The sequence below is a fragment of the Mannheimia indoligenes genome, from assembly GCF_036880405.1.
GTDB lineage: Bacteria > Pseudomonadota > Gammaproteobacteria > Enterobacterales > Pasteurellaceae > Mannheimia > Mannheimia indoligenes.
In genome coordinates this window covers 107,637-133,385 of record NZ_JBAJJM010000008.1, presented here as the reverse complement: position 1 = coordinate 133,385, position 25,749 = coordinate 107,637, and the positions used below count along the sequence as shown (strand labels likewise).

The 25,749-nt window shown below is 39.3% G+C and carries 26 protein-coding genes; 11 read left to right on the top strand and 15 right to left on the bottom strand.

Annotated features, from left to right (window positions below):
- Window positions 1–51: 51 nt before the first annotated feature.
- The 6 genes from V6W77_RS07175 to rsmD all read right to left on the bottom strand — a co-directional run bounded on the left by V6W77_RS07175 (window position 52) and on the right by rsmD (window position 4,065).
- The gene (locus tag V6W77_RS07175) at window positions 52–321 is read right to left on the bottom strand and encodes a DUF1294 domain-containing protein (RefSeq protein WP_025235542.1); all 270 of its coding nucleotides are present in this window, start codon (window positions 319–321) and stop codon (window positions 52–54) included.
- A gap of 73 nt (window positions 322–394) precedes the next feature.
- Entirely contained in the window at window positions 395–1,432 is a 1,038-nt protein-coding gene (gene purM / locus V6W77_RS07170; RefSeq protein WP_334254226.1) for a phosphoribosylformylglycinamidine cyclo-ligase, read from the bottom strand.
- 127 nt (window positions 1,433–1,559) lie between these two features.
- Window positions 1,560–2,438, bottom strand: a complete 879-nt coding sequence (gene tehB / locus V6W77_RS07165; RefSeq protein ID WP_334254225.1) for an SAM-dependent methyltransferase TehB — start codon at window positions 2,436–2,438, stop codon at window positions 1,560–1,562.
- 117 nt (window positions 2,439–2,555) lie between these two features.
- On the bottom strand, window positions 2,556–3,068 hold the full coding sequence (gene hpaC, locus V6W77_RS07160) for a 4-hydroxyphenylacetate 3-monooxygenase, reductase component (RefSeq protein ID WP_334254224.1): 513 nt from the start codon (window positions 3,066–3,068) through the stop codon (window positions 2,556–2,558).
- An 11-nt stretch (window positions 3,069–3,079) separates the two neighbouring features.
- Window positions 3,080–3,391, bottom strand: coding sequence for an HI1450 family dsDNA-mimic protein (locus V6W77_RS07155; protein WP_025217831.1), 312 nt, complete (start codon window positions 3,389–3,391; stop codon window positions 3,080–3,082).
- Between the two features lie 83 nt (window positions 3,392–3,474).
- The gene (gene rsmD, locus V6W77_RS07150; RefSeq protein WP_334254223.1) at window positions 3,475–4,065 is read right to left on the bottom strand and encodes a 16S rRNA (guanine(966)-N(2))-methyltransferase RsmD; all 591 of its coding nucleotides are present in this window, start codon (window positions 4,063–4,065) and stop codon (window positions 3,475–3,477) included.
- 78 nt (window positions 4,066–4,143) lie between these two features.
- Between rsmD and ftsY the strand changes: the two genes are divergently transcribed.
- The 3 genes from ftsY to ftsX are packed head-to-tail and all read left to right on the top strand — an operon-like array spanning window position 4,144 to window position 7,222.
- Window positions 4,144–5,634, top strand: a complete 1,491-nt coding sequence (ftsY, locus tag V6W77_RS07145; protein ID WP_334254222.1) for a signal recognition particle-docking protein FtsY — start codon at window positions 4,144–4,146, stop codon at window positions 5,632–5,634.
- On the top strand, window positions 5,627–6,280 hold the full coding sequence (ftsE, locus tag V6W77_RS07140; RefSeq protein ID WP_334234797.1) for a cell division ATP-binding protein FtsE: 654 nt from the start codon (window positions 5,627–5,629) through the stop codon (window positions 6,278–6,280). Before ftsY ends, ftsE begins: the two co-directional genes overlap by 8 nt.
- A 9-nt stretch (window positions 6,281–6,289) precedes the next feature.
- On the top strand, window positions 6,290–7,222 hold the full coding sequence (ftsX, locus tag V6W77_RS07135) for a permease-like cell division protein FtsX (protein ID WP_334254221.1): 933 nt from the start codon (window positions 6,290–6,292) through the stop codon (window positions 7,220–7,222).
- A 72-nt stretch (window positions 7,223–7,294) separates the two neighbouring features.
- On the opposite strand, the gene V6W77_RS07130 is transcribed toward ftsX, so the two are convergent.
- Window positions 7,295–8,221, bottom strand: coding sequence for a LysR family transcriptional regulator (locus V6W77_RS07130; RefSeq protein ID WP_334254220.1), 927 nt, complete (start codon window positions 8,219–8,221; stop codon window positions 7,295–7,297).
- A gap of 111 nt (window positions 8,222–8,332) precedes the next feature.
- Window positions 8,333–9,448, bottom strand: a complete 1,116-nt coding sequence (gene asd, locus V6W77_RS07125; RefSeq protein WP_334254219.1) for an aspartate-semialdehyde dehydrogenase — start codon at window positions 9,446–9,448, stop codon at window positions 8,333–8,335.
- Window positions 9,449–9,613: 165 nt separating this feature from the next.
- On the opposite strand from asd, the gene sodC reads away from it, so the two are divergent.
- A complete protein-coding gene (gene sodC, locus V6W77_RS07120; protein ID WP_334254218.1) occupies window positions 9,614–10,153 on the top strand; it encodes a superoxide dismutase [Cu-Zn] SodC in 540 nt (179 codons plus the stop codon).
- Window positions 10,154–10,252: 99 nt separating this feature from the next.
- Window positions 10,253–10,549 carry a hypothetical protein gene (locus V6W77_RS07115; RefSeq protein ID WP_283385546.1) on the top strand — a complete coding sequence of 99 codons (297 nt, stop codon included), beginning with the start codon at window positions 10,253–10,255 and terminating at the stop codon, window positions 10,547–10,549.
- A gap of 192 nt (window positions 10,550–10,741) precedes the next feature.
- Here V6W77_RS07115 and potC read toward each other — a convergent pair whose 3' ends face one another.
- Genes potC through potA form a run of 3 tightly spaced genes read right to left on the bottom strand, consistent with a single transcriptional unit; the run spans window position 10,742 to window position 13,474 of the window.
- Window positions 10,742–11,509 (bottom strand): spermidine/putrescine ABC transporter permease PotC, encoded by a 768-nt coding sequence (gene potC / locus V6W77_RS07110; protein WP_334254217.1) that lies wholly within the window; start codon window positions 11,507–11,509, stop codon window positions 10,742–10,744.
- On the bottom strand, window positions 11,509–12,372 hold the full coding sequence (potB, locus tag V6W77_RS07105) for a spermidine/putrescine ABC transporter permease PotB (protein WP_025235557.1): 864 nt from the start codon (window positions 12,370–12,372) through the stop codon (window positions 11,509–11,511). Before potB ends, potC begins: the two co-directional genes overlap by 1 nt.
- Entirely contained in the window at window positions 12,359–13,474 is a 1,116-nt protein-coding gene (potA, locus tag V6W77_RS07100; protein ID WP_025235558.1) for a spermidine/putrescine ABC transporter ATP-binding protein PotA, read from the bottom strand. The genes potB and potA overlap by 14 nt, the downstream gene beginning before the upstream one ends.
- Window positions 13,475–13,721: 247 nt before the next feature.
- On the opposite strand from potA, the gene rep reads away from it, so the two are divergent.
- The 5 genes from rep to V6W77_RS07075 all read left to right on the top strand — a co-directional run bounded on the left by rep (window position 13,722) and on the right by V6W77_RS07075 (window position 19,031).
- Window positions 13,722–15,740 (top strand): DNA helicase Rep, encoded by a 2,019-nt coding sequence (gene rep, locus V6W77_RS07095; RefSeq protein WP_334254216.1) that lies wholly within the window; start codon window positions 13,722–13,724, stop codon window positions 15,738–15,740.
- Between the two features lie 183 nt (window positions 15,741–15,923).
- A complete protein-coding gene (locus tag V6W77_RS07090) occupies window positions 15,924–16,562 on the top strand; it encodes a nitroreductase family protein (RefSeq protein ID WP_334254215.1) in 639 nt (212 codons plus the stop codon).
- Between the two features lie 105 nt (window positions 16,563–16,667).
- Window positions 16,668–17,192, top strand: coding sequence for a TIGR00645 family protein (locus V6W77_RS07085; protein WP_025235561.1), 525 nt, complete (start codon window positions 16,668–16,670; stop codon window positions 17,190–17,192).
- A gap of 80 nt (window positions 17,193–17,272) precedes the next feature.
- A complete protein-coding gene (gene gorA, locus V6W77_RS07080) occupies window positions 17,273–18,643 on the top strand; it encodes a glutathione-disulfide reductase (protein WP_334254214.1) in 1,371 nt (456 codons plus the stop codon).
- A gap of 58 nt (window positions 18,644–18,701) precedes the next feature.
- Complete coding sequence (locus V6W77_RS07075; protein WP_334254213.1) at window positions 18,702–19,031, top strand: hypothetical protein; 330 nt, start codon at window positions 18,702–18,704, stop codon at window positions 19,029–19,031.
- 27 nt (window positions 19,032–19,058) lie between these two features.
- Here V6W77_RS07075 and fdhE read toward each other — a convergent pair whose 3' ends face one another.
- The 4 genes from fdhE to fdnG all read right to left on the bottom strand — a co-directional run bounded on the left by fdhE (window position 19,059) and on the right by fdnG (window position 24,697).
- Window positions 19,059–19,976: a formate dehydrogenase accessory protein FdhE gene (gene fdhE, locus V6W77_RS07070; RefSeq protein ID WP_334254212.1), complete on the bottom strand. Its 918-nt coding sequence runs from the start codon at window positions 19,974–19,976 to the stop codon at window positions 19,059–19,061.
- 65 nt (window positions 19,977–20,041) lie between these two features.
- Window positions 20,042–20,722, bottom strand: coding sequence for a formate dehydrogenase subunit gamma (locus V6W77_RS07065; RefSeq protein ID WP_334228988.1), 681 nt, complete (start codon window positions 20,720–20,722; stop codon window positions 20,042–20,044).
- Window positions 20,715–21,626, bottom strand: coding sequence for a formate dehydrogenase subunit beta (fdxH, locus tag V6W77_RS07060; protein ID WP_283385553.1), 912 nt, complete (start codon window positions 21,624–21,626; stop codon window positions 20,715–20,717). The genes V6W77_RS07065 and fdxH overlap by 8 nt, the downstream gene beginning before the upstream one ends.
- A gap of 2 nt (window positions 21,627–21,628) precedes the next feature.
- Complete coding sequence (gene fdnG / locus V6W77_RS07055) at window positions 21,629–24,697, bottom strand: formate dehydrogenase-N subunit alpha (protein WP_283385554.1); 3,069 nt, start codon at window positions 24,695–24,697, stop codon at window positions 21,629–21,631.
- A 238-nt stretch (window positions 24,698–24,935) separates the two neighbouring features.
- Here fdnG and fdhD point away from each other — a divergent pair, with 238 nt between their 5' ends.
- Window positions 24,936–25,748, top strand: coding sequence for a formate dehydrogenase accessory sulfurtransferase FdhD (gene fdhD, locus V6W77_RS07050; protein WP_025235569.1), 813 nt, complete (start codon window positions 24,936–24,938; stop codon window positions 25,746–25,748).
- The last annotated feature ends 1 nt before the right edge of the window (window position 25,749 follow it).

Genomic DNA, 25,749 nt, shown 5'->3' with positions numbered 1-25,749 from the left:
GGATATAAATTGCGACTTCGGATAAGAAAAATTTATGATAAATTTATGTGATTACAAGGCTAAATAAAAATAGGGCAAGCCGATCAGCCAAGCAAAAAATGAGAATACTACCGCAATATGAAAGTACCAATGTTGGGTTTTGTGTCGGAAATATTTCATACCACAGTAAGTGCCGATTGCCCCACCCAACAGACAAAAAGAGAGTAACGTAATTTCAGGGATCCTCCACGTTTTTTGAATCGCTTTTTGCTTATCACTGTACATCAAATAAAGCGAGGCAAAATTCATCATCACAAAATAAAAAAGCCAAAATAGTTGCATTTGCATTCCTTATAAAAAATTTAACCGCTTGCAGTTGCCTACAAGCGGCTAATTTTAGCATTTATTTTGCAAATTAGTTGATTTCAACCTGTTCGCTACCATTGCCTAAATCTTCGATTTTACCGATGATCCACGCATTTTCGCCGTTCTCTTTTAACAAAGCTAAGGCTCTTTCTACATCAGCAGCAGGTAGTGCGATCACCATACCCACGCCGCAGTTGAAAGTGCGGTACATTTCATAACGGCTGATGTTACCTTTTTCTTGCAACCACTTAAACACAGCAGACCATTGCCAGCTAGATTCATCAATAACTGCTTTTGCTGATTCAGGTAATACACGTGGAATATTTTCCCAGAAACCGCCTCCGGTTAAGTGAGCGATAGCGTGAACATCTGTTTCTTCCACTAATTTTAAGACCGATTTCACATAGATTTTTGTTGGGGCAAGTAAATGTTCGCTAAGTGGTTTACCCTCTAATAGTTCCGTTGCTGGATTGGTATTGCTAACTTCTAACACTTTACGAATTAAGGAATAACCATTTGAGTGTGGACCACTTGATGCTAATGCAATTAGCACATCATTTGTTTGGACTGCTGAACCATCAATAATGCCTGCTTTTTCAACAATACCTACGCAGAAACCGGCTAAGTCGTAATCGCCTTCGTGATACATTCCCGGCATTTCAGCAGTTTCCCCACCGACTAATGCACAACCCGACATTTCACAACCGTCGGCAATGCCTTTAACAACACTTGTTGCTACATCAACATCTAATTTTCCTGTTGCGTAGTAATCTAAAAAGAAAAGCGGTTCTGCACCTTGTACCACTAAATCATTTACACACATCGCGACTAAATCTTGACCAATCGTATCGTGTTTGTTGAGATCGATGGCTAAACGTAGTTTTGTACCAACGCCATCTGTGCCTGATACTAAAATTGGCTCTTTGTATTTAGCCGGTATTGCACATAATGCTCCAAAACCGCCTAATCCACCCATCACTTCGGGGCGGCGAGTACGTTTAACATCCGCTTTGATTCGTTCGACTAATTCGTTTCCTGCGTGAATATCAACGCCGGCATCTTTGTAACTAAGTTGTGTGTTGCTCACTTTAACCTCAACAGTAAATGAATGAAAAAACGAGGGTATTATAGCATAAGCAAACGTTTGCGGAATGCTAATTTTCAATAAATGAAAGGTAAATTTAAGGGGAAATTGTCATTCCCCCTACAAGCGGTTAATTTTCGTTGATTTTTTTCGCTAACATTGTAGCAAAACGCAGTTGAATACGGTTGCCGTATTCGTCAGTTTTGTGGAGATGCCCCAAATCTTCGTTGTATTTTACCAGCTCCCAATCTTTGTAATAATTTGCCAGCTCACCTTCAGCAAAGGTAAAAGAGAATGGCATTGGACAAGGGTAATCATCGGTGCTCATAGCACAGACAATAAGATTGTAGCCACCGACTTTAGTATTTTTCTGCATATTTTCAATAATCGCAGGAATTCGTTCACGGTTTAAGAACATCATTACTACAGTGGAAATAACAAGATCATATTCACCATTTTGATTGCCGATGCTTGCCTCATTAATGTCATAAATATCCGCAGTAATGTGGTGAGATTGCTCTTTTTCGATTATATAGTTAAGAAAATCAATACTTTCCTGATTATGATCAACGGCGGTTACATCAAAGCCTAATAAATTAAGATAGAGCGAGTTACGTCCACGTCCACAGCCTAAATCAAGAGCTTTTCCACCTTTGATGTAATTAACCGTATTCAACACTTCGGAATGGGTGGTGGTGAGATTATATTTTTTTGCAAAATAGTCTTCAGGCTTGCAATAGAAGGAAAGTTGGCACTCTAAATCGTCAGATAAGGCTTCCACCTTGTGCCATAATTGCGGTTCAACCATTGGGCGTTGGTGGTTAGCATCAAAAATATCTTCTTTAACCACATCCCCTTCTTCGGTGAGTTCGTAATATTTGAGCGAGCCTTTTAAAATCGTGAGCTTTGCCCAAGTGCCGACTTTGGTGTTGTGCTTTTCTTGGAACATTTGCGGTAGGGTATCTTTTGTCCATACCGGCATTTGTTTATAGCAAATTAAGTTTTCCATTGCATTTTCCTTCATTCTTAACATAAACGCTGAAATTTTATCACTTTTAAATTGCAGGCAATAAAAAATCCGACTAAAAAAGTCGGATTTGATCAAATTTAGGTGAAATATATTTTATTAATCAATGCTTACACTTCTAAATTGACGAGCAAAATAGACTAAACTGTGATTTGGCTCTACATCAATGTGGCTCACTTCCACCACAAAAATAGTATGCGTTCCCACTGCGTGAGTATCGACAATATTTCCTTGTAAAGCAGAAATTGCACTGCGTAGCACAGGCTGATCATCGAAGCCGTTATCCCAAATATCCCAGCTAAAACGTTCTTCCATTGTGCTTTCAAGGATTGCAGCGAAATGCTTGGCAATATCTTCTTGCTCGTGGTTTAACACATTAATGCACACTTTGCCGTTTTGTTTGATAATATCGTGAACGTGGCTATTTTTATTAATGCAAAAAAGAACCGTGGGAGGAGCATCTGTTACCGAGCTTACTGAAGAAACAGTTAGTCCTACTTTACCTGCAATACCGTTGGTAGTAACAATACTAACCGCTGATGATAAATGTGCCATTGCTTCACGGAATTGTAGTGAAGCCTCAATAGGTTGAGATGTATCAATGTTCGACATATTTTTCCTTATTATTCTTTCCAAACAACGTGATATTCACGATTTTCTTCTTCGTGAGAAATTAAGAAACGGGCGAACACATCGTCCATTTCATCTTGCTCGTTCACTAAACCGACCCAAACCTCCGCGAATGCCTCAGGGTCAATTAATGTGCCGATTTCTTGATCCCAATCATCACGAGTTTCGACCATTTCGACCGCACCACGCTCTTCAAATTGGAGATTGAATAGTAAAATGTCAGCAGGATCTAAATTCTCGCCTGCCATTTCTAAGAAAATATCGTAAGCAATATCAATTGCTTCATCAGGTGTTAATTTTTTCATACTCTTAATTCTAATTGTATTGTTACAAAAATGTTATACAGATACATTGTATTTTATATCTTTTAGTTATAAAAAACAAAAGTTTATGCTTGAATTAGACGACTTACCACCATTCCGGCTGCTTTTTCTTTTAAAATCTGCCAGCCTTCAGGTAAATCTAATGGATCGTGATTTTTCTCTGTTTCCACATATAAAATCGCATTCTCTGCCAACCAATGATTTTCAACTAACAGTTTTAATACTTGTGGCACAAGATTTTGATGAAAAGGTGGATCGATAAATACAATATCGAACGGTTCGCTGCTATTTTTATTTGACAAATAGTGCAATGTATCGGTATGAATAACCGAACCATTTTCCGTTTTTAATGTTTGCAGATTTTTCTTCAATAGGTTTGCCGCATTTGCAAATTTTTCCAAAAAAACGACCGCTTGTGCTTGGCGAGAGAGAGCCTCGAAACCCAGTGAGCCACTGCCGGCAAAACAATCCAGACAGCGTGAGTGAGCAATATCGTGCATTAACCAATTAAACAGTGTTTCTTTCACCCGATCTGTGGTTGGGCGTAGCCCTTCTGCATTCAACACTGGCAATTTTCTACCTCGCCAAAGCCCGGCAATAATACGCACTTCACCCATTTGCTGGCTAGATTGCGGAGAATTTCGATTTTTTTTCATACTCACTAAAGGAAAATAAAGGTTTTTTTGATAAACTATGTAAGTTTAGTCTATTTTCAGTATAAATGAGAGAAAAATATGTCAGAAAAGAAAAAAGGTTTTTGGTCTTGGCTTGGATTTGGTAAGAAAGAAGAAGCAAAACAGGAAGAGATCCAACAAGAAATTATTCAGCCAGAAGAGCCTGTCATTAGTGAACCGGAAGCCGAGAAGTCGTTTTCTGAGAAATTAGATGAGCTGGAAGATAAAATTGAAGAAAAGGCAGATCAACTAGAAGATTATGTTGAGGAAAAAGAAGAGCAGCTCGAAGAGAAATTTGAGCAGGTTGAAGATAAATTCGAGCGAAAAGTCGAAGATTTCAAAGAGTTTGTTGAAGAAAAAGTTGAAGAGGTAAAAGAATTCTTTGATGATGTTGAAGATAAAATCGAACAAACATTTGAAGAAGAAAAAGCCGAACAAGCGGTCGAAAATCTGCAAAATATTGCGATTGAACAGCTAGATCTCAACGAACAAGAGCAAGTTGCTTACCAAGTGGAAAACGCTGTAGCTGAGGAAGTCGCGGCAACCGAATTAGTGAATAATGTTCAAGACATCGTTGAAGAGTCAACTATTCAAGACGAATACCAAGAAAAACCGAGTCAGGGTGGTTTCTTTAGCCGTTTAATTCAGGGGTTAATTAAAACCAAACAAAACATTGGTTCGGGTTTCCGTAATTTCTTCAGTGGCAAGAAAATTGATGATGAATTATTTGAAGAGCTAGAAGAACAGTTACTTGTGGCGGATTTAGGTATGCCGACCACACAAAAAATTATCAACAATTTAACGCAACACGCTACTAAGAAGCAGCTAAAAGATGCTGACTTACTTTATCAACAATTAAAAATTGAGTTAGGCGAAGTGTTAAAACCTGTGGCTCAACCACTAGTGCTTGAAGAGAAAAAACCGTATGTGATTTTAATGGTTGGCGTGAATGGTGTGGGTAAAACTACGACTATCGGCAAATTAGCCCGTAAATTTCAAAATGAAGGAAAATCGGTAATGTTAGCTGCGGGTGATACCTTCCGAGCAGCAGCGGTGGAACAACTTCAAGTTTGGGGTGAACGAAATAACATTCCTGTGGTAGCACAAAGTACAGGTTCAGATTCTGCATCAGTTATTTTTGATGCAATGCAATCAGCTGCCGCAAAAGGCATTGATGTGCTTATCGCCGATACGGCTGGGCGTTTGCAGAACAAAAATAATCTGATGGACGAGCTGAAAAAAATTGTGCGTGTAATGAAAAAATATGATGAAACTGCACCGCACGAAATTATGCTTACCCTTGATGCAGGCACTGGGCAAAATGCGATTAGCCAAGCAAAACTGTTTAATGAGGCAGTTGGTTTAACCGGTATTACATTAACCAAATTAGATGGTACGGCAAAAGGTGGGGTGATTTTTGCGATTGCAGATCAATTCAATATTCCTATCCGTTTTATCGGTGTTGGCGAGAAGATTGAAGATTTGCGTCCGTTTAATGCAGAAGAATTTATTGAAGCCTTATTTAGCCACGAGGACGAACATAATGATTAAATTTACTAATGTGAACAAGGTTTACAAAGGCGGTAAACCGGCTTTACAAGGCATTGATTTTCATCTGCCCGCAGGTGGAATGGCGTATATTACCGGGCATTCCGGTGCGGGTAAAAGTACGCTTTTAAAATTAATTATGGGGATTGAGCGTGCCAATGGCGGACAAATTTTGTTTAACGGACACGATATTACCCGCCTTTCTCATCACGAGTTGCCATTTTTACGTCGCCAAATCGGAATGGTGCATCAAGATTACCGTTTATTAACCGATAGAACCATTTTAGATAATGTTGCTCTTCCGTTAATTATTTTAGGTATGAACCAAGCCATTGTGGAGCGTGAAGCTCGCATTGCTCTTGAGCGAGTAGGGCTTGCGGATAAAGCAAACTATCTGCCATTACACCTTTCAGGTGGCGAGCAGCAACGTGTGGATATTGCCAGAGCTATTGTACATCGTCCAACGCTCTTATTGGCTGACGAGCCAACAGGAAATTTAGATGAAAAGCTTTCGTTTGAGATTTTCCGATTATTCGAAGAATTTAACCAAGCCGGTACAACGGTGCTGATTGCTACGCACGATACTAATATTATCTCAAAACGTCCAAAACCGTGTTTGGTGTTGGAACAAGGGCATCTCAAATTTTAAGGGAAGATTATGATTCGTTCATTTAACAAATTAGGTGCTCAAACCAGCTACTCTTTACGAGCGGTTTGGCAAGATTTAATGCAACGCAAACTTGGCACATTTTTAACCATATTGGTGATTGCGGTTTCACTCACTATTCCAACGGTAAGTTATTTACTGTGGAAAAATACGCACACAGCTGCAACGCAGTTTTATCCAGAACCACAGCTTACGGTTTATCTACATAAAAACTTGGCTGAACACGATGTGAATACGGTGGTTGATCGTATTCGAGCCTATGAAGAGGATAAAATTGACTCGTTTAATTATATTTCTCGTCAGCAGAGCTTAGAAGAATTCCGTTCTTGGACCGGTTTTGGTGAAGCGTTAGATATTTTAGATGAAAACCCTCTGCCGGCGGTGGTTACCTTAAAGCCAAAGGCAAATTTCAATAATGCTGACGCAATGGTTGAGCTACGCAATGGTTTACAACAAATAAAAGGCGTACAAGAAGTTCGTTTAGATAATGGTTGGTTAGAAAAATTAACCGCTTTAACGTGGCTTATTGCACGAATTGCGATTGTTTGTACATTACTAATGTTATTAGCGGTCTTTTTAGTGATTGGCAATAGTGTGAGAACGGATGTTGCAAACAGTAAAGCCGCGATTGAAGTACAGCAGATTTTAGGAGCAACGGATCACTTTATTGCTCGTCCATTCCTCTATACAGGAATGATTTATGGCTTTTTCGGTAGTTTATTAGCGGTATTGTTTAGTGCAGTAACTATTAGCTACTTTACGGGGATTGTGAAATATGTAACCGATATGTTCACCGTTCAATTTGAATTAAAAAGCTTAAATTTTAGCGAAGCCTTTTTCTTAATTGTACTTTGTGTATTTATCGGTTGGTTATCGGCAAAAGTAGCGACTATGCGAAATATTTTTAGAATTGGTAGTCGATAATCTCTTTTAAATAAAAGCGGTCTATGTTATTCAATTTGTAAAATAATAAATAAAATAGACCGCTTGTTATTTCTATTCCAATACCATTAAGCCCGGCAAGGTTGCGAAACTTTGGTCTTTAACGGTATCGTGGAAATCATCTAGGTAGGCAAGAGCAGCGTCGGTTTCACGAATTGCTCCGTAGAGATTGCTATATAAACCTTGTTGAGTAATTTTGCGTGCGACTACATAGCCCCTATCCAAATAAGGCTTAACCGCCCAATAAGGTAGTGCTGCTACTCCTCGACGGCTCGCAACAAGCTGAATGATAGCAATGGTTAATTCGCTATTACGACGAGTAACTTTAATACCGGCAGGGTTTAGCACTTTACGCAATAAATCCAACATATCATCAGGTACAGGGTATGTGATGAGAGTTTCATCTTTGAAATCTTCTGCTTCCCACACATCTTTTGCTACAAGTGGGTGATCTTTCGAGCAAATTCCCACCATTTCATAAGAAAATAGTGGCTTACAAATAATACTAGAGTTCTCTTCGACCTCAGACACAATTGCCAAATCCGCCCTATGGCTTAATAATAGTCCTACAGTATCGGTATGGAAGCCCGATACAATATCTAATTCCACTAATGGCCAATGCTGGCGGAAGGTATCCATTGCAGGCATCAGCCAGTCAAAACAGGTATGGCATTCCACCGCAACACGCACTTCACCCACTTCGCCTTGCTTTACTCGAGCCAAATCAAGCTCAGCTTCAATCACTTGTGGCAAAATATCATAGGCAAGTTTAATTAAGCGTTCTCCTGCTTGAGTGAAGCGAATGGGCGAGCTTTTACGCTCGAAGAGGGTAAGGTCGTATTGATCTTCTAATAGTTTAATCTGATGAGAAAGGGCGGATTGGGTTAAATGAACACGTTTTGCAGCTAAAGATACACTTCCGCTTTCTTTTAAAGCAACTAATGTGCGTAAATGGCGGATTTCGAGGAAAATAGGTTTCATAATTTATTCATCTAAAAGTGAAAAAAGATGAAAATAATTATAACAAACAAGCGGTTGAATTTTGCAAAAAATTTACAAAATTCAACCGCTTGGTAGAGCTATCAGCTCAAATTATTTAGTTAATTGCACTAAAATACGGCGAACAGGCTCTGCTGCACCCCATAATAATTGGTCGCCCACCGTGAATGCCGCTAAATATTCACCGCCCATCGCTAATTTACGTAAACGACCAACTGGTACGCTTAATGTGCCGGTTACTTTAGCTGGTGTTAATTCACGTAATGTGGTTTCTTTGTCGTTTGGAATGACTTTCACCCATTCGTTATGAGCTGCGATAATTTGTTCGATTTCTGCTAATGGAATATCTTTTTTCAGCTTAATAGTAAACGCTTGGCTATGGCAACGTAATGCACCGATACGCACGCATAAACCATCAACAGGAATTGGATTTTCGCTTAAACCTAAGATTTTATTAGTTTCTGCGTAGCCTTTCCATTCTTCTTTGGTTTGCCCTGTTTCAGGTAATAATTTATCGATCCAAGGAATTAAGCTTCCCCCCAATGCTGCACCAAAGTTTTCGGTTGGGAAATCATCCGCACGCATTTTTGCGGTTACTTTGCGTTCAATATCTAAAATAGAAGAGGCAGGATTTGCTAATTCAGCTTTTACGCTATCTTCCAATTCGCCCATTTGTGAAAGTAATTCACGCATATTTTTCGCACCAGCACCTGAAGCTGCTTGGTAAGTGGCAACAGAAACCCATTCCACCAAATCTTTCTCGAATAAGCCACCAATTGCCATTAACATCAAGCTTACTGTACAGTTACCACCTACGAACGTTTTAATGCCGTTTTTCAAACCTTCTGAAATAAAGTGTTGGTTTACAGGGTCTAATACGATAATTGCATCATCTTTCATACGAAGTGCAGAGGCAGCATCAATCCAATAGCCGTTCCAGCCACTTTCTTTTAATTTTGGATAGACTTCGTTGGTATAATCGCCACCTTGACAGGTTACGATGATGTCTAATTTTTTTAATTCTTCAATATCAAAGGCGTTTTTTAATTCACCGGCATCTTTACCGCCAAATACAGGGGCTTTTTGACCCGCCTGTGAAGTTGTGAAGAAAATTGGATTGATGTTAGCGAAGTTATTTTCTTCAACCATACGGTCCATTAATACTGAACCCACCATTCCACGCCAGCCGACAAAACCTACATTTTGCATTATGTTTGCTCCTAAAATAATTGTTATAAATAATTGTGAATAAATACAGGATTTTCATTGAAAAATCAATGTTTTTTATTTATTTGCAAAACTTTGACAAAATTTGACCGCTATGGGTAAAATGGGTTGCCAATTATGGCTTGTCTATGAAATAAGGAAAGTTTTATGAAAATGAAAACAGCATTAGCAATTGCATTAGGTTCTTTATTCAGCTTTTCAGCAACAGCCGCTGAACCGGCAAAAATTGTTGTACAAGTACAGCAATTAGATGTGGAAAAAGGTAACAAAGATATTGGTACGGTAGAGATTACCGAATCTAAATACGGCTTAGTATTTACACCAAATTTAAAAGATTTAACGGAAGGCTTGCACGGCTTTCATATTCACGAAAATCCAAGCTGTGATGCAAAAGAAAAAGATGGTAAATTGACGGCAGGTTTAGCAGCCGGCGGACATTGGAATCCACATAAAGCACCACATCACGGCTTCCCGTGGTCTGATGATGCTCATTTAGGAGATCTGCCTGTATTAACAGTTTTACATGATGGCACAGCAACTAATCCTGTATTAGCCCCTCGCTTGAAAAAATTAGATGAAATTAAAGGTCGTTCACTAATGATTCACGCAGGTGGTGATAATCACTCAGATCACCCAGCCCCTCTTGGTGGTGGCGGTGCACGTATGGCGTGTGGTGTAATTAAATAAAATTTGATTTGGTGCATAAAGTGTTGGTTTAAATATTATTCCAACACTTTTTTATTTCTAGCCATTGCCATATAATTAATTACTTTTAAGGAGAAATATATGTCTATAAAAACAAAAAAAGAACCTCGTAAAATACTTCCGGAACAAGTAGCTTTTTCTAAGAATTCACCAGTTTATATTTCCCTTTTTCTTGCAGATAAAACAGCAAGAGTACAAGCAGTATGGGAATTAGAACTTGAAAATGGCGAACGTGATTCAGGAAAAGTGAAACGCAATCGTATTCAATTTCACCGATTACCGCTAGGTTGTCATAAATTAACGGTTATTTGTGGAACACCACTTTTAGGGCAAGGTACAAAGATTGTTGATTGTTCATTACATATTATTGATGAGTAATGAAATAAAAGTTTAATCACAAGATCTATCTGCTTTCTGATTAGAAAATCACGCTCAAGCTACTTGGATATAAGCCCATTCATAAAAATGGACCGCTTACAAGCGGTTATATTTTCTTATTTTTGCACACTGTAATCAATAAAAAACCTGACTGCGAAATAGCTAGTCAGGTTTTGATTTAGTTAATTTGATTTATACCTTTTTTCTCACCACTAACTGGCTTAATACCACAAGTGTTAATGAGAAAATGATCATAATGGTTGCTAAGGCATTTACTTCTGGAGTTACGCCTGTTTTAACCAATGAGAAGATCTTCAGTGGTAATACTTCATAGCTTGGGCTTGTTACGAATGAAGAAACAATAACGTCATCTAATGAAATTGTAAAGCTTAGTAACCAGCCTGATATAATTGAAGGTAAAGCTAATGGTAAAATAATTTTACGTAAAATCGTTACTTCGCTTGCTCCTAAGTCTTTCGCCGCTTCTAACATTTTGCCGTCAAAGTCGCTTAAGCGTGATGAAATTGCAATCACTACATAAGGTAGACAGAATGTAATGTGAGCAATTAATAACGAAATAAAGCCTAGTTTGATACCAATAATCATAAATAATACAAGCATTGATACAGCCATTACGATATCAGGCGACATCATTACCACAAACAACATCCCACCGACTAATTTTTTGCCACGGAAACGGTAACGATAAAGGGCAATAGAAGTTAATGCACCTAAAATCGTGGAGAGTGTTGCCGCAAAAAAGGCGATGGTTAATGAGTTCATTGTTGCTTGTACTAGTGTATCATTGCTGAATAAACGCTCATACCAGTTCCAAGTAAAGCCTTTCCAGTTCAAGCCGAAACGGTCTGCATTGAAAGAGTTTACTACTAAAATAATAATTGGAATGTATAGGTAAGCAAATACTGCCAACATAAAAAGGTTTCTAACTGTCTTTTTCATTATTCAAGCTCCACCTTTTTATTCAATAATTTATTTGCACGATAGTAAACATAAAGCATCAATGCCATTAATATTGTTAATGCAATACTTACCGCAGAGCCTAAGGCAAATTGGTTAGTATTTAAGAATAAGCTCTTAATAATATTACCCACTAATGGTGTTTTACCGCCGCCTAATAAGTCTGCCACATAGAACATACCCATTGCAGGTAGTAATACTAATAAACAACCTGCTACAATGCCCGGCATTGTAAGTGGAATAGTTACTTTAATAAAACGTTGGAAAGCATTTGCTCCTAAGTCTTTTGCAGCCTCTAGTAAGCGGTTATCAATTTTCTCAATTGAAGAATAAAGTGGCAAAATCATAAATGGTAATAGAATGTAAACTAAACCAATGATAATTGCGGCTTCTGAGTTCAATAAACGTAAAGGTTCATTGATCAAGCCAATTGCCAATAAGGTTTCATTTAAGACACCTTTTACCCCTAAGAAAATTTTAATACCGTAAATACGAATCAGCGAGTTTGTCCAGAATGGCAACACCACTAAGAAGAGTAAAAACGGTCTAATTTTTGCCGGCATTTTGGCAATAAAAAATGCAAAAGGGTAGCCGATAATTAAACAGATAAGCGTTGCAACTCCCGCCATATATAGCGAGTTCCATAATACAGTTGCGTAAGTGTCATTAAATAACGCTTTATACGCATCCAAGCTAAACGCAAAATCAACAAAATATTGGCTTTGGCGGTTTTCTGTTAAGAAGCTAATAATTAAAACGAGTACGTTCGGCACTAATACGAAAAGTAATAACCAACCGAAAATAGTTGCGACCGCACCATTTTGGAATTTGTTATTCGCCTTCATCGTTTAACACAACCTCCCAGCCTTCATACCAAGTAAGAGCCACTTTTTGACCAACATCGTGGTCAATATTAGGATCATCTTCATTGAAGAACTCGCTCACTAATACATTCATACCATTATGATCTAATTTTACGCTAGACTCTAATGTCATACCTTTATAGTTACGGTCGATAATATGACCGATAATCGCTTTTGAGCTTTCATTTTCGTCTAACTCTTCAATCACGATATCTTCAGGGCGTAACAATACTTTTAATTTTTGGTTCGGGTGAACTTCTAAATTTTCAACTTTAATGTTGCAAATACGACCTTCTACGTTCGCTTTCACATTTTTTTCATCAACACGTTCAATCACGGTTGCATCAAATACGTTAATTTCACCGATAAAACGAGCCACGAATAAGTTGCTTGGTTCTTCATAAATTTCACGAGGTGTACCATCTTGTGCGATTTTACCGCCGTTCATTACGATAATGCGATCAGACATTGTTAATGCTTCTTCCTGATCGTGAGTAACGAAAATAAAGGTAATACCTAATTGACGTTGCAATGCTTTTAACTCATTTTGCATCTCTTTACGCAATTTATAGTCTAACGCAGAAAGAGATTCATCTAATAACAATACTTTTGGCTTATTTACCACCGCACGAGCAATAGCGATACGTTGTTGCTGGCCACCTGAAAGCTGAGCCGGTTTTTGTTGAGCTCTATCTTCAAGTCGGACCATACGCAATGCTTCCATTACACGTGGCTCAATTTCTGAATTTGGCACTTTTTGCATACGCAAACCGAATGCGACATTTTCAAAAATAGTCATATGTGGGAAAAGAGCATAGCTTTGGAATACGGTATTCACGGGGCGTTGTTCCGCTGGAACGTTAGAAACATCTTGCCCATCAAGAATGATTGAACCCTCAGTCAAATCTTCAAAGCCGGCAATTAAACGCAACGCAGTTGTTTTACCACAACCCGAAGGACCTAAAATTGTTAAAAATTCACCATCGTTAATGGTTAAATTCAAATTTTTAAGAATCGTTTTACTACCGTAGCTTTTTGTTACATTTTTAAGCTCGATGATAGCTTTTTGTTCTAATTTTTCCATCTACTGTTGTTTTCCCTTAAATCAAAAAGAAAAGGATTAAAAAATCAGGCTTTCGCCCCCAAAAAATCAATTGATAATAATATAGCTAAAGGGGCAAGATTGAAAGGAAAAATTTGCGTTTTGAGGATTTTTCTTCCCTTTTACAAGCGGTAGTTTTTATCTGAATTTTTGCAAATTTTTCAAGGAAATAGACCGCTTGTTTTCTTTCCGTTAGAATAGTCTTTAAAATTAATTCACAACAGTTCCAATGAAACTCAACTCTCAACAACAACAAGCGGTGGAATACACTCAAGGGGCTTGCCTTGTACTGGCAGGTGCCGGTTCGGGCAAAACTCGGGTGATTATTAATAAAATCGCTCACTTAATTGCAAATTGCGGCTATTCCCCGAAACAGATTGCGGCAGTAACCTTTACCAATAAAGCCGCCCGTGAAATGCGGGAGAGAGTGGCTCACTCTATTGGTAAAGAAAATAGCAAAGGGCTGACGATTTCAACTTTCCACACGCTTGGTTTTGAGATTTTAAAGCGAGAGTACAAACTGCTTGGTTTCAAGTCGGGAATGACGTTGTTTGATGAACACGACCAAATTGCCTTGCTTAAACATCTGTTGCCGGAAAACGTAACGGAAGATAAAGATCTGCTCAAAACGCTGATTTCCACTATTTCAAATTGGAAGAACGATCTGCTTTCGCCTGAAATGGTGATTGCTCGTGTGCGAGATGATCGTGAGCGAGTGTTTTCTCATTTCTACCAGCTCTACCAAAATCAACTCAAGGCTTATAATGCGTTAGATTTTGATGATTTGATTATGCTCCCTGTGTTGCTTTTCCGCCAATTTCCAGAGGCGAAAGCCCGCTGGCAGAATAAAATTCGCTATTTATTGGTTGATGAATATCAGGATACCAACACCAGCCAATATGAGTTAATCAAGTTAATTGTCGGTAATGAGCCAAACTTTACGGTAGTGGGTGATGATGACCAATCCATCTACTCGTGGCGTGGGGCGAAGCCTGAAAATATGCAACGCTTGCGTGAAGATTTTGATCTGAAAGTGATTAAACTAGAACAAAATTACCGTTCTAGCCAGCGGATTTTGCATTGTGCTAATATTTTGATCGATAACAACGATCATCTATTCACCAAACGCCTCTTTTCTGAGCTGGGCGAAGGCGAAAAACTGAATGTGATCGAGGCAAAAAATGAAGAAAATGAAGCCGAGCGAATTGTCGGAGAGTTGATTGCTCATCGTTTCTCTCGCAAGACGAAATATAAGGATTATGCGATTTTGTATCGGGGTAATCATCAATCTCGCTTGCTTGAAAAATTACTGATGCAAAACCGCATTCCGTACAAAATTTCAGGTGGTACATCATTTTTTGCTCGGGCGGAAATCAAAGATATGATGGCGTATTTGCGTTTGGTGGTAAACCAAGACGATGATGCGGCATTTTTACGCATTGTGAACACGCCAAAAAGGGAAATCGGGGCAGCAACGCTTGAAAAACTTGGGCTACTTGCCAATGAAAAGCAGGTCAGTTTGTTTGAAGCGATTTTTGATTTTGAGCTGATACAACGCCTAACGCCGAAGCCTTACCAAGCTTTGCAAGATTTCGCTCGTTGGATTGTGGAAATTGCCGACCAAGCGGAGCGTTCAGATCCGATTGAAGCGGTGAAAGATTTACTGGCAAAAATTCAGTACGAAGCCTATTTGTATGAAATAGCGGTAAATCCAAAGGTGGCAGAAATGCAGAGCCGAAACGTACAAACTTTGTTTGAGTGGGTGCAAGGAATGCTTGAGGGCGATGAAATCGAAGAGCCGATGAATTTAGTGCAAGTAGTGAATCGCTTGACACTGAGAGATATGCTTGAACGTGGCGAAGACGATGATGAAGCCGACCAAGTACAGCTTATGACCTTACACGCCTCAAAAGGCTTAGAGTTTCCCCACGTTTTTCTGATCGGAATGGAAGAGGGCATTTTGCCGCACCAAACCAGCCTTGACGAAGAGAATGTAGACGAAGAACGCCGTTTGGCTTACGTTGGCATTACCCGAGCCCAGCAAACGTTAACCTTTTCGTTATGCAAAGAACGTCGGCAATATGGTGAAATTATCAAACCTGAACCAAGCCGTTTTTTGCTGGAATTGCCACAAGATGATTTGGTGTGGGAAAGAGATAAGCGACCGCTCACTGAGCAACAAAAAGAGGCAAAATCATCTGCTAATATTGCCAATTTAATGGCGATGCTAAAAGCGAATAAGAAATAGCAACAAGCGGTTGAATTTTGGAAAATTTTTGCAAGTGATTTGCAAATTTTTAGTAAAATTTGACCGCTTGTTGATTTGATAATTTTGACTTATCTCAAGAAACGAGCGGAATACCTATTTTCAATTATTACATTGAAGTTTTCGACGTTATAGACTAAAAAGAGTTTATATAGGAGAAATAAGATGGAATTAAAAACGGTTATTGAGCAACGCAAAACCATTAAAGCCTTTAATCCTACTGTGAAAATTAGCCGTGAAGAGCTACAAGAGATGTTAGCCTTAGCACAACTTGCCCCTTCAAAAGCGAATTTACAGCCTTGGCGATTTGTAGTTGTTGATGATGAAGCAATCAAAAAAGAGCTATCGGGCAATGTTGCTTTTAATGGTCCACCTTGTGAAACGGCTTCCGCTGTGGTTGTGATTTTGGCGGATTTGCAATATGAAAAATTATTAGGTGATATTGTGGATCAGTCGGTTGAAACCGGTTGTTTGCACCCAGAGTTCCGTGATCGTAAATTTAATTTTTTACTTGGTCTTCATCAACAATTAACGGAAACAGATATTCGAGATCAAGTGTTAATTGATAGCAGTTTAACCGCTATGCAGCTGATGCTGATTGCCAAAGATAGGGGCTACGATACTCACGCAATCGGCGTATTTAACCGTAATGCAGTAGTTGATTTACTGGAAATTGACAGTTCCCGCTATTTGCCGGTAATGTTGTTGGCTATTGGTCGGGCAGCAAATCCTGCATTACCAAGTTGCCGTTTAGGCTTAGAATACACGGTGTCTTGGAATAATGGGAAAGGATTTAAAAAGTAATCAATAATTTTAAAAACAAGCGGTTGAATCTCTTAATTTTTTTGCAAAAAATTGCTAGAATTCGACCGCTTTTATTTATGGTTTTTATGGTTATGTGGGATTAATATGAATACAGAGTTAGAAACAAGAGCGAATATTTTAAGCAAAATTATTTTTGCCAGCCGTTGGTTACAGTTACCTATTTATTTAGGTTTAATTGTTGTTCAGGGCATTTATGCTTATAAATTTATGAAATCACTATATCATTTGGTAGTAGATCTAAACCAAATGGATTCTAATATGGTAATGTTAGCCGTATTAAACCTTATTGATGTAGTGATGATCGCCAATCTTTTAGTGATGGTTATTGTGGGTGGTTATGAAACCTTTGTTTCGAGATTGCGGGTTGATGGACATCCGGATCAGCCGGAATGGCTTGATCACGTTAATGCGACGGTACTGAAAGTAAAACTTTCGATGGCAATTATCAGCATTTCATCTATTCACTTACTGCAAACATTTATTAATGCTTCCAACCTTGATGAGAAGCAAATGATGTGGCAAGTGATTATTCACGTTACTTTTGTGATTTCTGCTTTAGTGTTGGCATATATTGATAAAATTTTAAATGCTCAACACGTTAAACATTAATATTGATGACAGCATACATTTTTGACAAAAGTGATTATAATAAAATCGCTTTTATTATTTAAACTGATGGGAAGTGACTTATGGCAAAACACTATGATTATATTGCAATTGGTGGTGGTAGTGGCGGTATTGCCTCCATTAATCGAGCAGCAAGTTATGGGCAGAAATGTGCCATTATTGAAGCAAAGCATTTAGGTGGTACTTGCGTTAATGTGGGCTGCGTGCCGAAAAAAGTGATGTTTTATGGAGCTCAAATTGCAGAAGCAGTTCATCGTTATGCTCCTGATTATGGTTTTGATGTCTCGGTTAATCATTTTGACTATGCAAAATTGGTTGAAAGCCGTCAAGCGTATATTGAGCGTATCCACACTTCCTACAATAATGTATTGAGTAAAAATAATGTTGATGTGTTAAATGGCTTTGCTCGCTTTAAAGATGAAAAAACCGTTGAAGTAAGCTATGAAGATGGTTCAAAAGAAGAAGTAACGGCTGATCATATTTTAATTGCAACAGGCGGTCGCCCAACTATTCCGGATTTAGAAGGGGCAGAGTATGGCATTACTTCAGATGGTGTATTTGCGTTAGATGCGTTGCCAAAATCGGTGGCAATTGTGGGAGCAGGTTATATTGCGGTTGAGTTAGCCGGCGTATTTAATAGCTTAGGGGTAAAAACGCATTTGTTTGTTCGCCAGCACGCACCGTTGCGTCAGCAAGATCCGCTGATTGTGGAAACTTTGCTCGAAGTATTAGCTCAAGATGGTATTGAGCTACATACCCAAGCTATTCCACAAAAAGTAACAAAAAACCAAGATGGAACACTGACTTTAATTTTAGAAGACGGCCGTGAAACTACTATTGAAACCTTAGTTTGGGCAATTGGTCGTGAGCCTGCAACCGATGTGATTAATTTGGACGTAACAGGCGTTCAAACAAACGAACGTGGTTTTATCAAAGTTGATAAATTCCAAAATACTAATGTGTCAAATATTTACGCAGTGGGTGATATTATTGAAGGTGGTATTGAATTAACTCCTGTTGCGGTTGCTGCGGGTCGCCGATTATCAGAGCGTTTATTCAACAACAAACCAAACGAGCACTTAGACTATAACTTAGTGCCAACAGTAGTATTTAGCCACCCACCTATTGGGGCAATTGGTTTAACTGAGCCACAAGCCATTGAGCAATATGGCAAGGATAATGTAAAAGTCTATAAATCTTCTTTTACCGCAATGTACACGGCGATTACTCAGCATCGTCAGCCTTGCCGAATGAAATTGGTGTGTGTCGGTAAAGAAGAAAAAATCGTTGGGTTACACGGCATTGGTTTTGGTGTTGATGAGATGATTCAAGGATTTGCTGTTGCAATCAAAATGGGGGCAACAAAGGCGGATTTTGACAATACCGTTGCTATTCACCCAACAGGTTCAGAAGAATTTGTAACAATGCGATAAATATAATAGAATATGACGATGAATAGGAAATATTTTCTAATAAATTTTTAGGGAACATATGAAGGCATCTCTTAGTTTAGTAGCTTTATGTTTGTTTATGATTGGAAGTGCTCACGCTCAAATCAGTCATAAAACCAATGTAAATAGTTCTAAACAACAAGACAATAAACCGGCATTTAAAATTTCGGAACGTAGAGTACTAAAAGCACCTCCAAAAGATGAGGAAGTAAGTAGTTTTTCTATGGAGGAGTTACGTGTCGGTGCTCAACGAATTCTTGATAGAGCCGAAGTACAGTACTATAAATCTCAATGCCGATATGCGTTTATGTCAGATAGAGATGTGATTGAAAACCGCTGCGAAAGTAAGAGAATTTCCCGACCAAGATAAAAACGGAGCTTATGCTCCGTTTTTTAGTTACTCGCCTTGAAATAAGAATGGATTTACACCGCTTCTCGATAAGCCTTTTTGTTCCATTTCAGAATCTAAAAACAGGCTGGCTAAATCGTCCGCTACAGGCTCAACATTAAAATCTTTATCTTGATAAAGCACTTTTAAGTAAGAGTGGCAATCTCCACAGCTTTCTGCTTTTACGGCTGCTTCAGCAGAGTCTAAACTCCAATAATCTAACTTTCCTGTTTCATCGCAGTTAGTGCATTTTGAACGTACTACGTGCCATTCACTTTCACATAAAGAGCAGTGTAAATAGCGTAAACCTTGTGCTTCGCCAAAATGAATCACGCTGGTAACAGGGGCGGAGTTACAAACAGGGCAAAAATGTTTATGTCCCACTTCAGCACGCGTATTACGAGGTAACTGCTGTGCTAATTGTACCCAATACAGAGAAAGGGCAGCCCAAATAAATACTGCCTTGTCTGCTGCTACAAGTTCATAATGCTCATTTAAAAGATTATCTGCTAAGGTCTCTAACTCAGAAGCAGAGGCTTTTTCCAACCATTCTAGTGTTGGGAGTATGGTGTCATTAGCATAAGGTTTGAATTTATCAATAATAGCGAATAATAGCTCTCGCCACTCATCACTACGTTGGAAATTTTTGCTGTTTAATGGTTTATCGCCTTGTGTTAATTCTACACAAGTGGTTATTTTTTCCGAATAATTTGCAATTGGTCTGCTAGTTAATAATTCCAGCTGAATATCCACTAAGTTGGCGGAGAATTCCATATAATCGCCAAACGGATTTTCTTTGGCTAACTCGCGTAAACGCTTTGCACGGCGAGAGTAGAGATTTTTAGGGTTAGCAAAAAGTAATTCAGGTTGTTGGAATGAACTTGCAACTTGTTGAATTTCATCTTGCTGTAAAATTTTGATACTCATAACTTTCCTAAGTTATATAACATAGTCATAAAATAAAAGTGCGGAATTCTCCGCACTTTGTGTGATTATTGGATAGTGTTATCTTTTTTAACGTGTTTTTCGATTTCAGGTAACACTTCTTCACGATACCATCTTGGGTGGTGCTTTTTCGCCCAGCGAACCGTTACCCAGCCTTCAACCATACCTCTGATTGAGCCTTTTACCCAGAATGCCATATAGATATGCACTAAGATACCGGTAAATAACATAAATGCCATTGTAGAGTGAAGTAAAATCGCAATTCTAATTACAGGAATTGAGAAATATGCTGAGAAGAATTGTCTCCACATAATAATTCCCGTAATTAAAAGGGTAAACATTGCAATAATCAATGTCCAGAAGAGTAATTTCTGACCTAGATTATATTTGCCGTTATCGGCAACCGCGTGTTCATTACCTTTTAACACCTCAACAATACCTTTTGCCCAGCGAATATCGTTTTTCTCAGGAATATTATGATGCCAGTACATTAATGCAACAATGCTAAATGCAATGAACATAATGATCCCTGTGAAAGGGTGTACCGCACGAGCAATTTGTGGTGTACCTAAGATCTCTGTTAGCCAAGCAAAATCAGGAAAGAAGAATGCTACACCGGTAAACATCGTCATAAAAAATGAAATAACGAGAAACCAGTGGCTAACACGAGCTAACGGCTTATGACGAACGATTTTGGTATCATTCGTAACGATAAATGGCTTACTCATGTCTATCTCCTTCTCTAATATCGTGGTGGTGATCTTCAACATCTTCCTCAACGTTTGGACCAACGGTTACATAGTGTGCTACTTCAGCTAATGCTAAGCCACCTAATGCAACGGCTGCAACCGGTTTTAAGATGTCTTTCCATAGCGTAACTGTGGTGTCAATTTTCGGATCTTTTGGTAAACCTGAATAAAGTTCCGGTTTATCTGCGTGATGTAATACATACATAACGTGTGTGCCACCCACACCTTCAGGGTCATAAAGACCTGCATTTTCATAACCACGAGCTTTGAGGTCCGCAATACGTTGTTCCGCATAGAACTTCATTTGTTCTTTGCTACCGAAGCGAATTGCACCTGTTGGGCAAGTTTTCACACAAGCCGGCTCTTGACCTACCGTTACACGATCCACGCATAATGTACATTTGTAAACGCGATTATCTTCCGGGTTCATACGTGGAATGTTGAATGGACAACCTGCGATACAGTAACCACAACCGATACATTTATCAGATTGAAAATCCACAATACCGTTGGCGTATTGAATAATTGCACCTGGAGCCGGGCAGGCTTTTAAGCAGCCCGGTTCGGTACAGTGCATACAGCCGTCTTTACGGATTAACCATTCTAAGCGGTCATTTTCTTCAACTTCGTTGAATCGCATTACCGTCCACGCTTTTGCATTCAGATCAGCAGGGTTATCGTAAACACCAACACAAGCAGCATTGACATCAGAGCGGATATCATTCCACTCTGAACAACCTACCTGACAAGCCTTACAGCCGATACAAGTAGTTACATCAATTAATTTTGCCACTTCTACTTGGTGCGAACGAGCCTGCGGTGCAGGTGTTAAATCAGAGGTTGCGGAGATCTTAATAATGTTTTGAGATTGAACTACACCCATTTTTAGCCTCCAATTCTCTCAATGTTTAACAACATACATTTAGACTCTGGCGTATTAGAGCTCGGGTCGCCTGAACGTACGGTTAAGTTATTTGCAAAATAACCTTTTTTCGCACCGGTAGTTGCTGCAAATCCCCAGTGAATCGGAATGCCGATAGTGTGGATTGGCTTACCGTCAGACACTAATGAGCGAATACGTTTCGTTACTACTGCAACAGCTTTAATTTCACCACGTTTAGACCAAACACGCACTTTATCACCGTTTTTAATGCCTCTCTCTTCAGCTAATTTCTCGCCGATTTCAACAAATTGCTCCGGTTGAGCGATAACGTTGATCATTGAGTTCTTCGTCCAATAGTGGAAGTGCTCGGTTAAGCGGTAAGTTGTACCTACATATGGGAACTCATCACTTGTACCTAAATCCGCTTTATCCGTTGGTAAAATACGAGCAACCGGGCTGTAAATTACATTAGGATGTAACGGGTTAGTACCGATTGGTGTTTCTAACGGCTCGTAGTGTTCCGGGAATGCACCATCAATCATACGTTCACGCACAAACAAGCCTGATACACCTTCTGGTTGCATAATAAATGGCATTGTTGGTGCATTTGGTGGTGCTGTACCGAAGTCAGCCACATCAATGTAGTTCCAGTTTTTACCGTTCCATTTCACTAATTGGCGTTTTGGATTCCAAGGCTTACCACTTAAATCCGCTGATGCACGGTTATATAGAATACGGCGGTTTGCCGGCCACGCAAATGCCCAACCTAAGGTGTTACCCAAGCCTGATGGGTCTGAGTTATCACGGTTAGCCATTTGGTTACCTTTTTGTGTCCATTGACCTGTATAGATCCAGCACGCACCAGAGGTTGTACCATCATCACGCATTTGACCGAAACTTGAAAGTAATTCGCCTTTCTTGACAAGAATATTGCCATCTGCATCTTTCACATCTTCTAACGCATAACCGTTATTTTCTTTCGCAATTTCTTCTGCTTTTGGCTCAAGCGGATTTGCGTAATTCCAAGTCATTGCTTCTAATGGCTCGACCGGTGCTTTACCACCTTCTTTATGGTAAAGATGGATTAATTCAGCACGAATTTCAGATAAGATATCAATATCCGGTTTTGCTTCGTGTGGAGCATCAGCCGCTTTCCAGTGCCATTGTAACCAACGACCTGAGTTTGCAATAGAACCATCTTCTTCTGCGAAACAAGTTGTTGGTAAACGGAACACTTCCGTTTGGATTTCCGCAGAATTTACATTATTGAACTCGCCGTGATTTTTCCAGAACTCAGAAGTATCGGTTACAAGCGGGTCAAAAATAACTAAATATTTCAAGTTGCTTAATGCTTTGATAATTTTCTGTGAGTTCGGGTAAGAGGCAATCGGGTTCATACCTTGACAGAAGTAACCGTTGATTTTACCTTCATACATCTGTTCAATGAAACGGAAGTGGTCGATACCACCTTTTTGTAGTTTCGGCAGATAGTGGAAACCAAACTCGTTTTCCGCAGTTGCTTTATCGCCATAGAACGATTTCATCATACTGATGAAGAACTTCGGTGTATTTGCCCAATAGTTGGTTTGACCTGCACCCATTGTTTTTGGCGTAATACGCGTTAAGAATGCTTCTAATGAAACATCTGTTTCGCTTGGTAATGGTAAGTACGCTGGAAGACGTGCAGGGAATAAACCTAAGTCGGTAATACCTTGTACATTTGAGTGTCCACGTAACGCATTTACACCACCGCCTGCAACACCGATGTTACCGCACAGTAACTGGATAATTGCCATTGAGCGAATGTTTTGTGCACCAACGGTGTGTTGAGTCCAACCTAACGCATAAAGGAAAGTCGCAGCTTTATCCGGTGCAGAGGTTTTTGCAATCTCTTCACAGAAAATCAAGAAGTCTTTTTGTGGAGTACCTGTAATACGTTCAACCATTTCAGGCGTATAGCGAGAAACGTGTTCACGTAACATATTTAGTACACAGCGAGGATCTTGAAGAGTCATATCCCGTTTCGGATTGCCTTCTTCATCCATTTGATATGCCCAAGTCGATCTATCTTTATAAGTACGGGTTGCTTCATCGTAGCCGGTGAATAAACCGTCTTCAAATTTAAAGCCTTCGTGTACTAAGAAAGTCGCATTGGTATAGTGTTTAACATATTCGTGCTGAATTTTATCGTTTTTCAGCAAATAGTTTACCGCACCTAATAAGAATGCAATATCCGTACCCGGACGGATTGGCATATAGATGTCAGAAACTGCAGCACTACGGTTAAAGCGTGGATCTACCACCATTAACTTAGCACCGTTTTGTTTTTTCGCTTCAATTGCCCAGCGGAAACCGACAGGGTGAGCTTCAGCGGCATTACCGCCCATTACGATAACGAGATCAGCGTTCTTAATATCAACCCAGTGGTTGGTCATCGCACCGCGACCAAATGATGGAGCAAGACTTGCTACCGTTGGTCCGTGTCAGATACTCGCTTGGTTGTCGGTAAATACCATACCGAGAGAACGAATCCATTTTTGCGTGATGATACCTGTTTCGTTACTACACGCAGAACCTGCCAAGAAACCAGCGGTTAGCCAGTGATTAACTGGTGTACCTTCTGCATTTTTTTCAATGAAGTTTGCATCACGGTCATCTTTAATATGGCGAGAAATACGTTCCACAGCTTCGTGCCAAGAAATGCGTTTCCATTCACTTGAACCCGGCTCACGCACCTCCGGATAATGTACACGGCGATCACTATTTACATAGTCTAATGCTCCGGCACCTTTCGGACATAATGCCCCACGGCTTACTGGATGGTCAGAGTCGCCTTCAATATGAATAAGCTTCCCTTTGCTATTCATTGCTTCGCCGCCTAAGCTGTACATAATCATTCCACAGCCTACAGCACAGTAAGTACAGGTTTGGCGAGTTTCTTTCGCTCTTAAGAGCTTATACTCGCGAGGGGCGGCTAATGCTGCCGTTGGGGCAAAGCCCAACATTGCAGCAGAAGTACCCGCCATACCACCTGCACAGACCTTAAAGAACTTACGTCTTGAGATCTGCATAATCACTCCAAAATCACATAATGTGGTAAATAAAAGTAAAGTTGATCAAAAAATTAAGTTAATAAATTGATCGAAGAGGTGTATCATTTTCCTCTTAATAAAAGGAAATGAATATACTCTTTTGTCGGTAAATAGGTTAAATATCAAATTAATTTGATTTAAACCAAATTTAAGTGCCGATATGATACAACTTTTTAACAAAATAAACCACTTTTTAAGCATAGAAGAGATGAATATTGTGAATAAGATCACAAAAATAGATGCCAAAAAATTATTATTCTCAACAACTGAGCTTAAACAGCAAAATTGTGAAGATAATTTGATTTCAGAAGTGCCTGTTGCTTTAGTTTATAATGGCATTTCTCATACGGTGATGATGACAACCCCTTCGGATTTAGCAGACTTTGCACTCGGTTTTTCCTTAGCGGAAGGGATTTTGAATTCTCCGCAAGAATTATACGGGCTAGATATTATTGAGCAAGAAAATGGTGTGGAGATTCAACTTGAAATTTCTACCCGACAATTTGTGCAATTAAAAGATAAACGCCGTTCAATGGCAGGCAGAACAGGATGTGGCATTTGTGGCGTAGAGCAGTTAGAACAAGTCAATCAAAGTTGCAAAATTGTTAAAAAAAATAACCGCTTGCAAGGTGTTAATCCGCTTATTTTAGAAAGTTGTTTAGAGCAGCTGGAAAACGCACAAACATTATCGCAAAAAACAGGTGCAAGCCACGCAGCTGCCTTTTTCAGTGTGGAGGGGGAATTACTTGCCATTCGGGAAGATGTGGGGCGGCACGTAGCATTAGATAAATTGATTGGCTGGTATGCTAAAGCAGGCTTTCCAAATGGTTTTGTCTTTGTTACCAGCCGAGCCAGTTTTGAAATGGTGCAAAAATGCCTAGCAGTTGGAATTGAAATGTTATGTGCTATTTCAGCTACAACCGAAATGGCGGCAAAAATGGCTCGTGATAATCAATTCACATTATTGGCATTTGTTCGCAAAGGAAAAGCCACCATTTATTCGGGAGAAGAGAGATTATCTCTTAAATAGC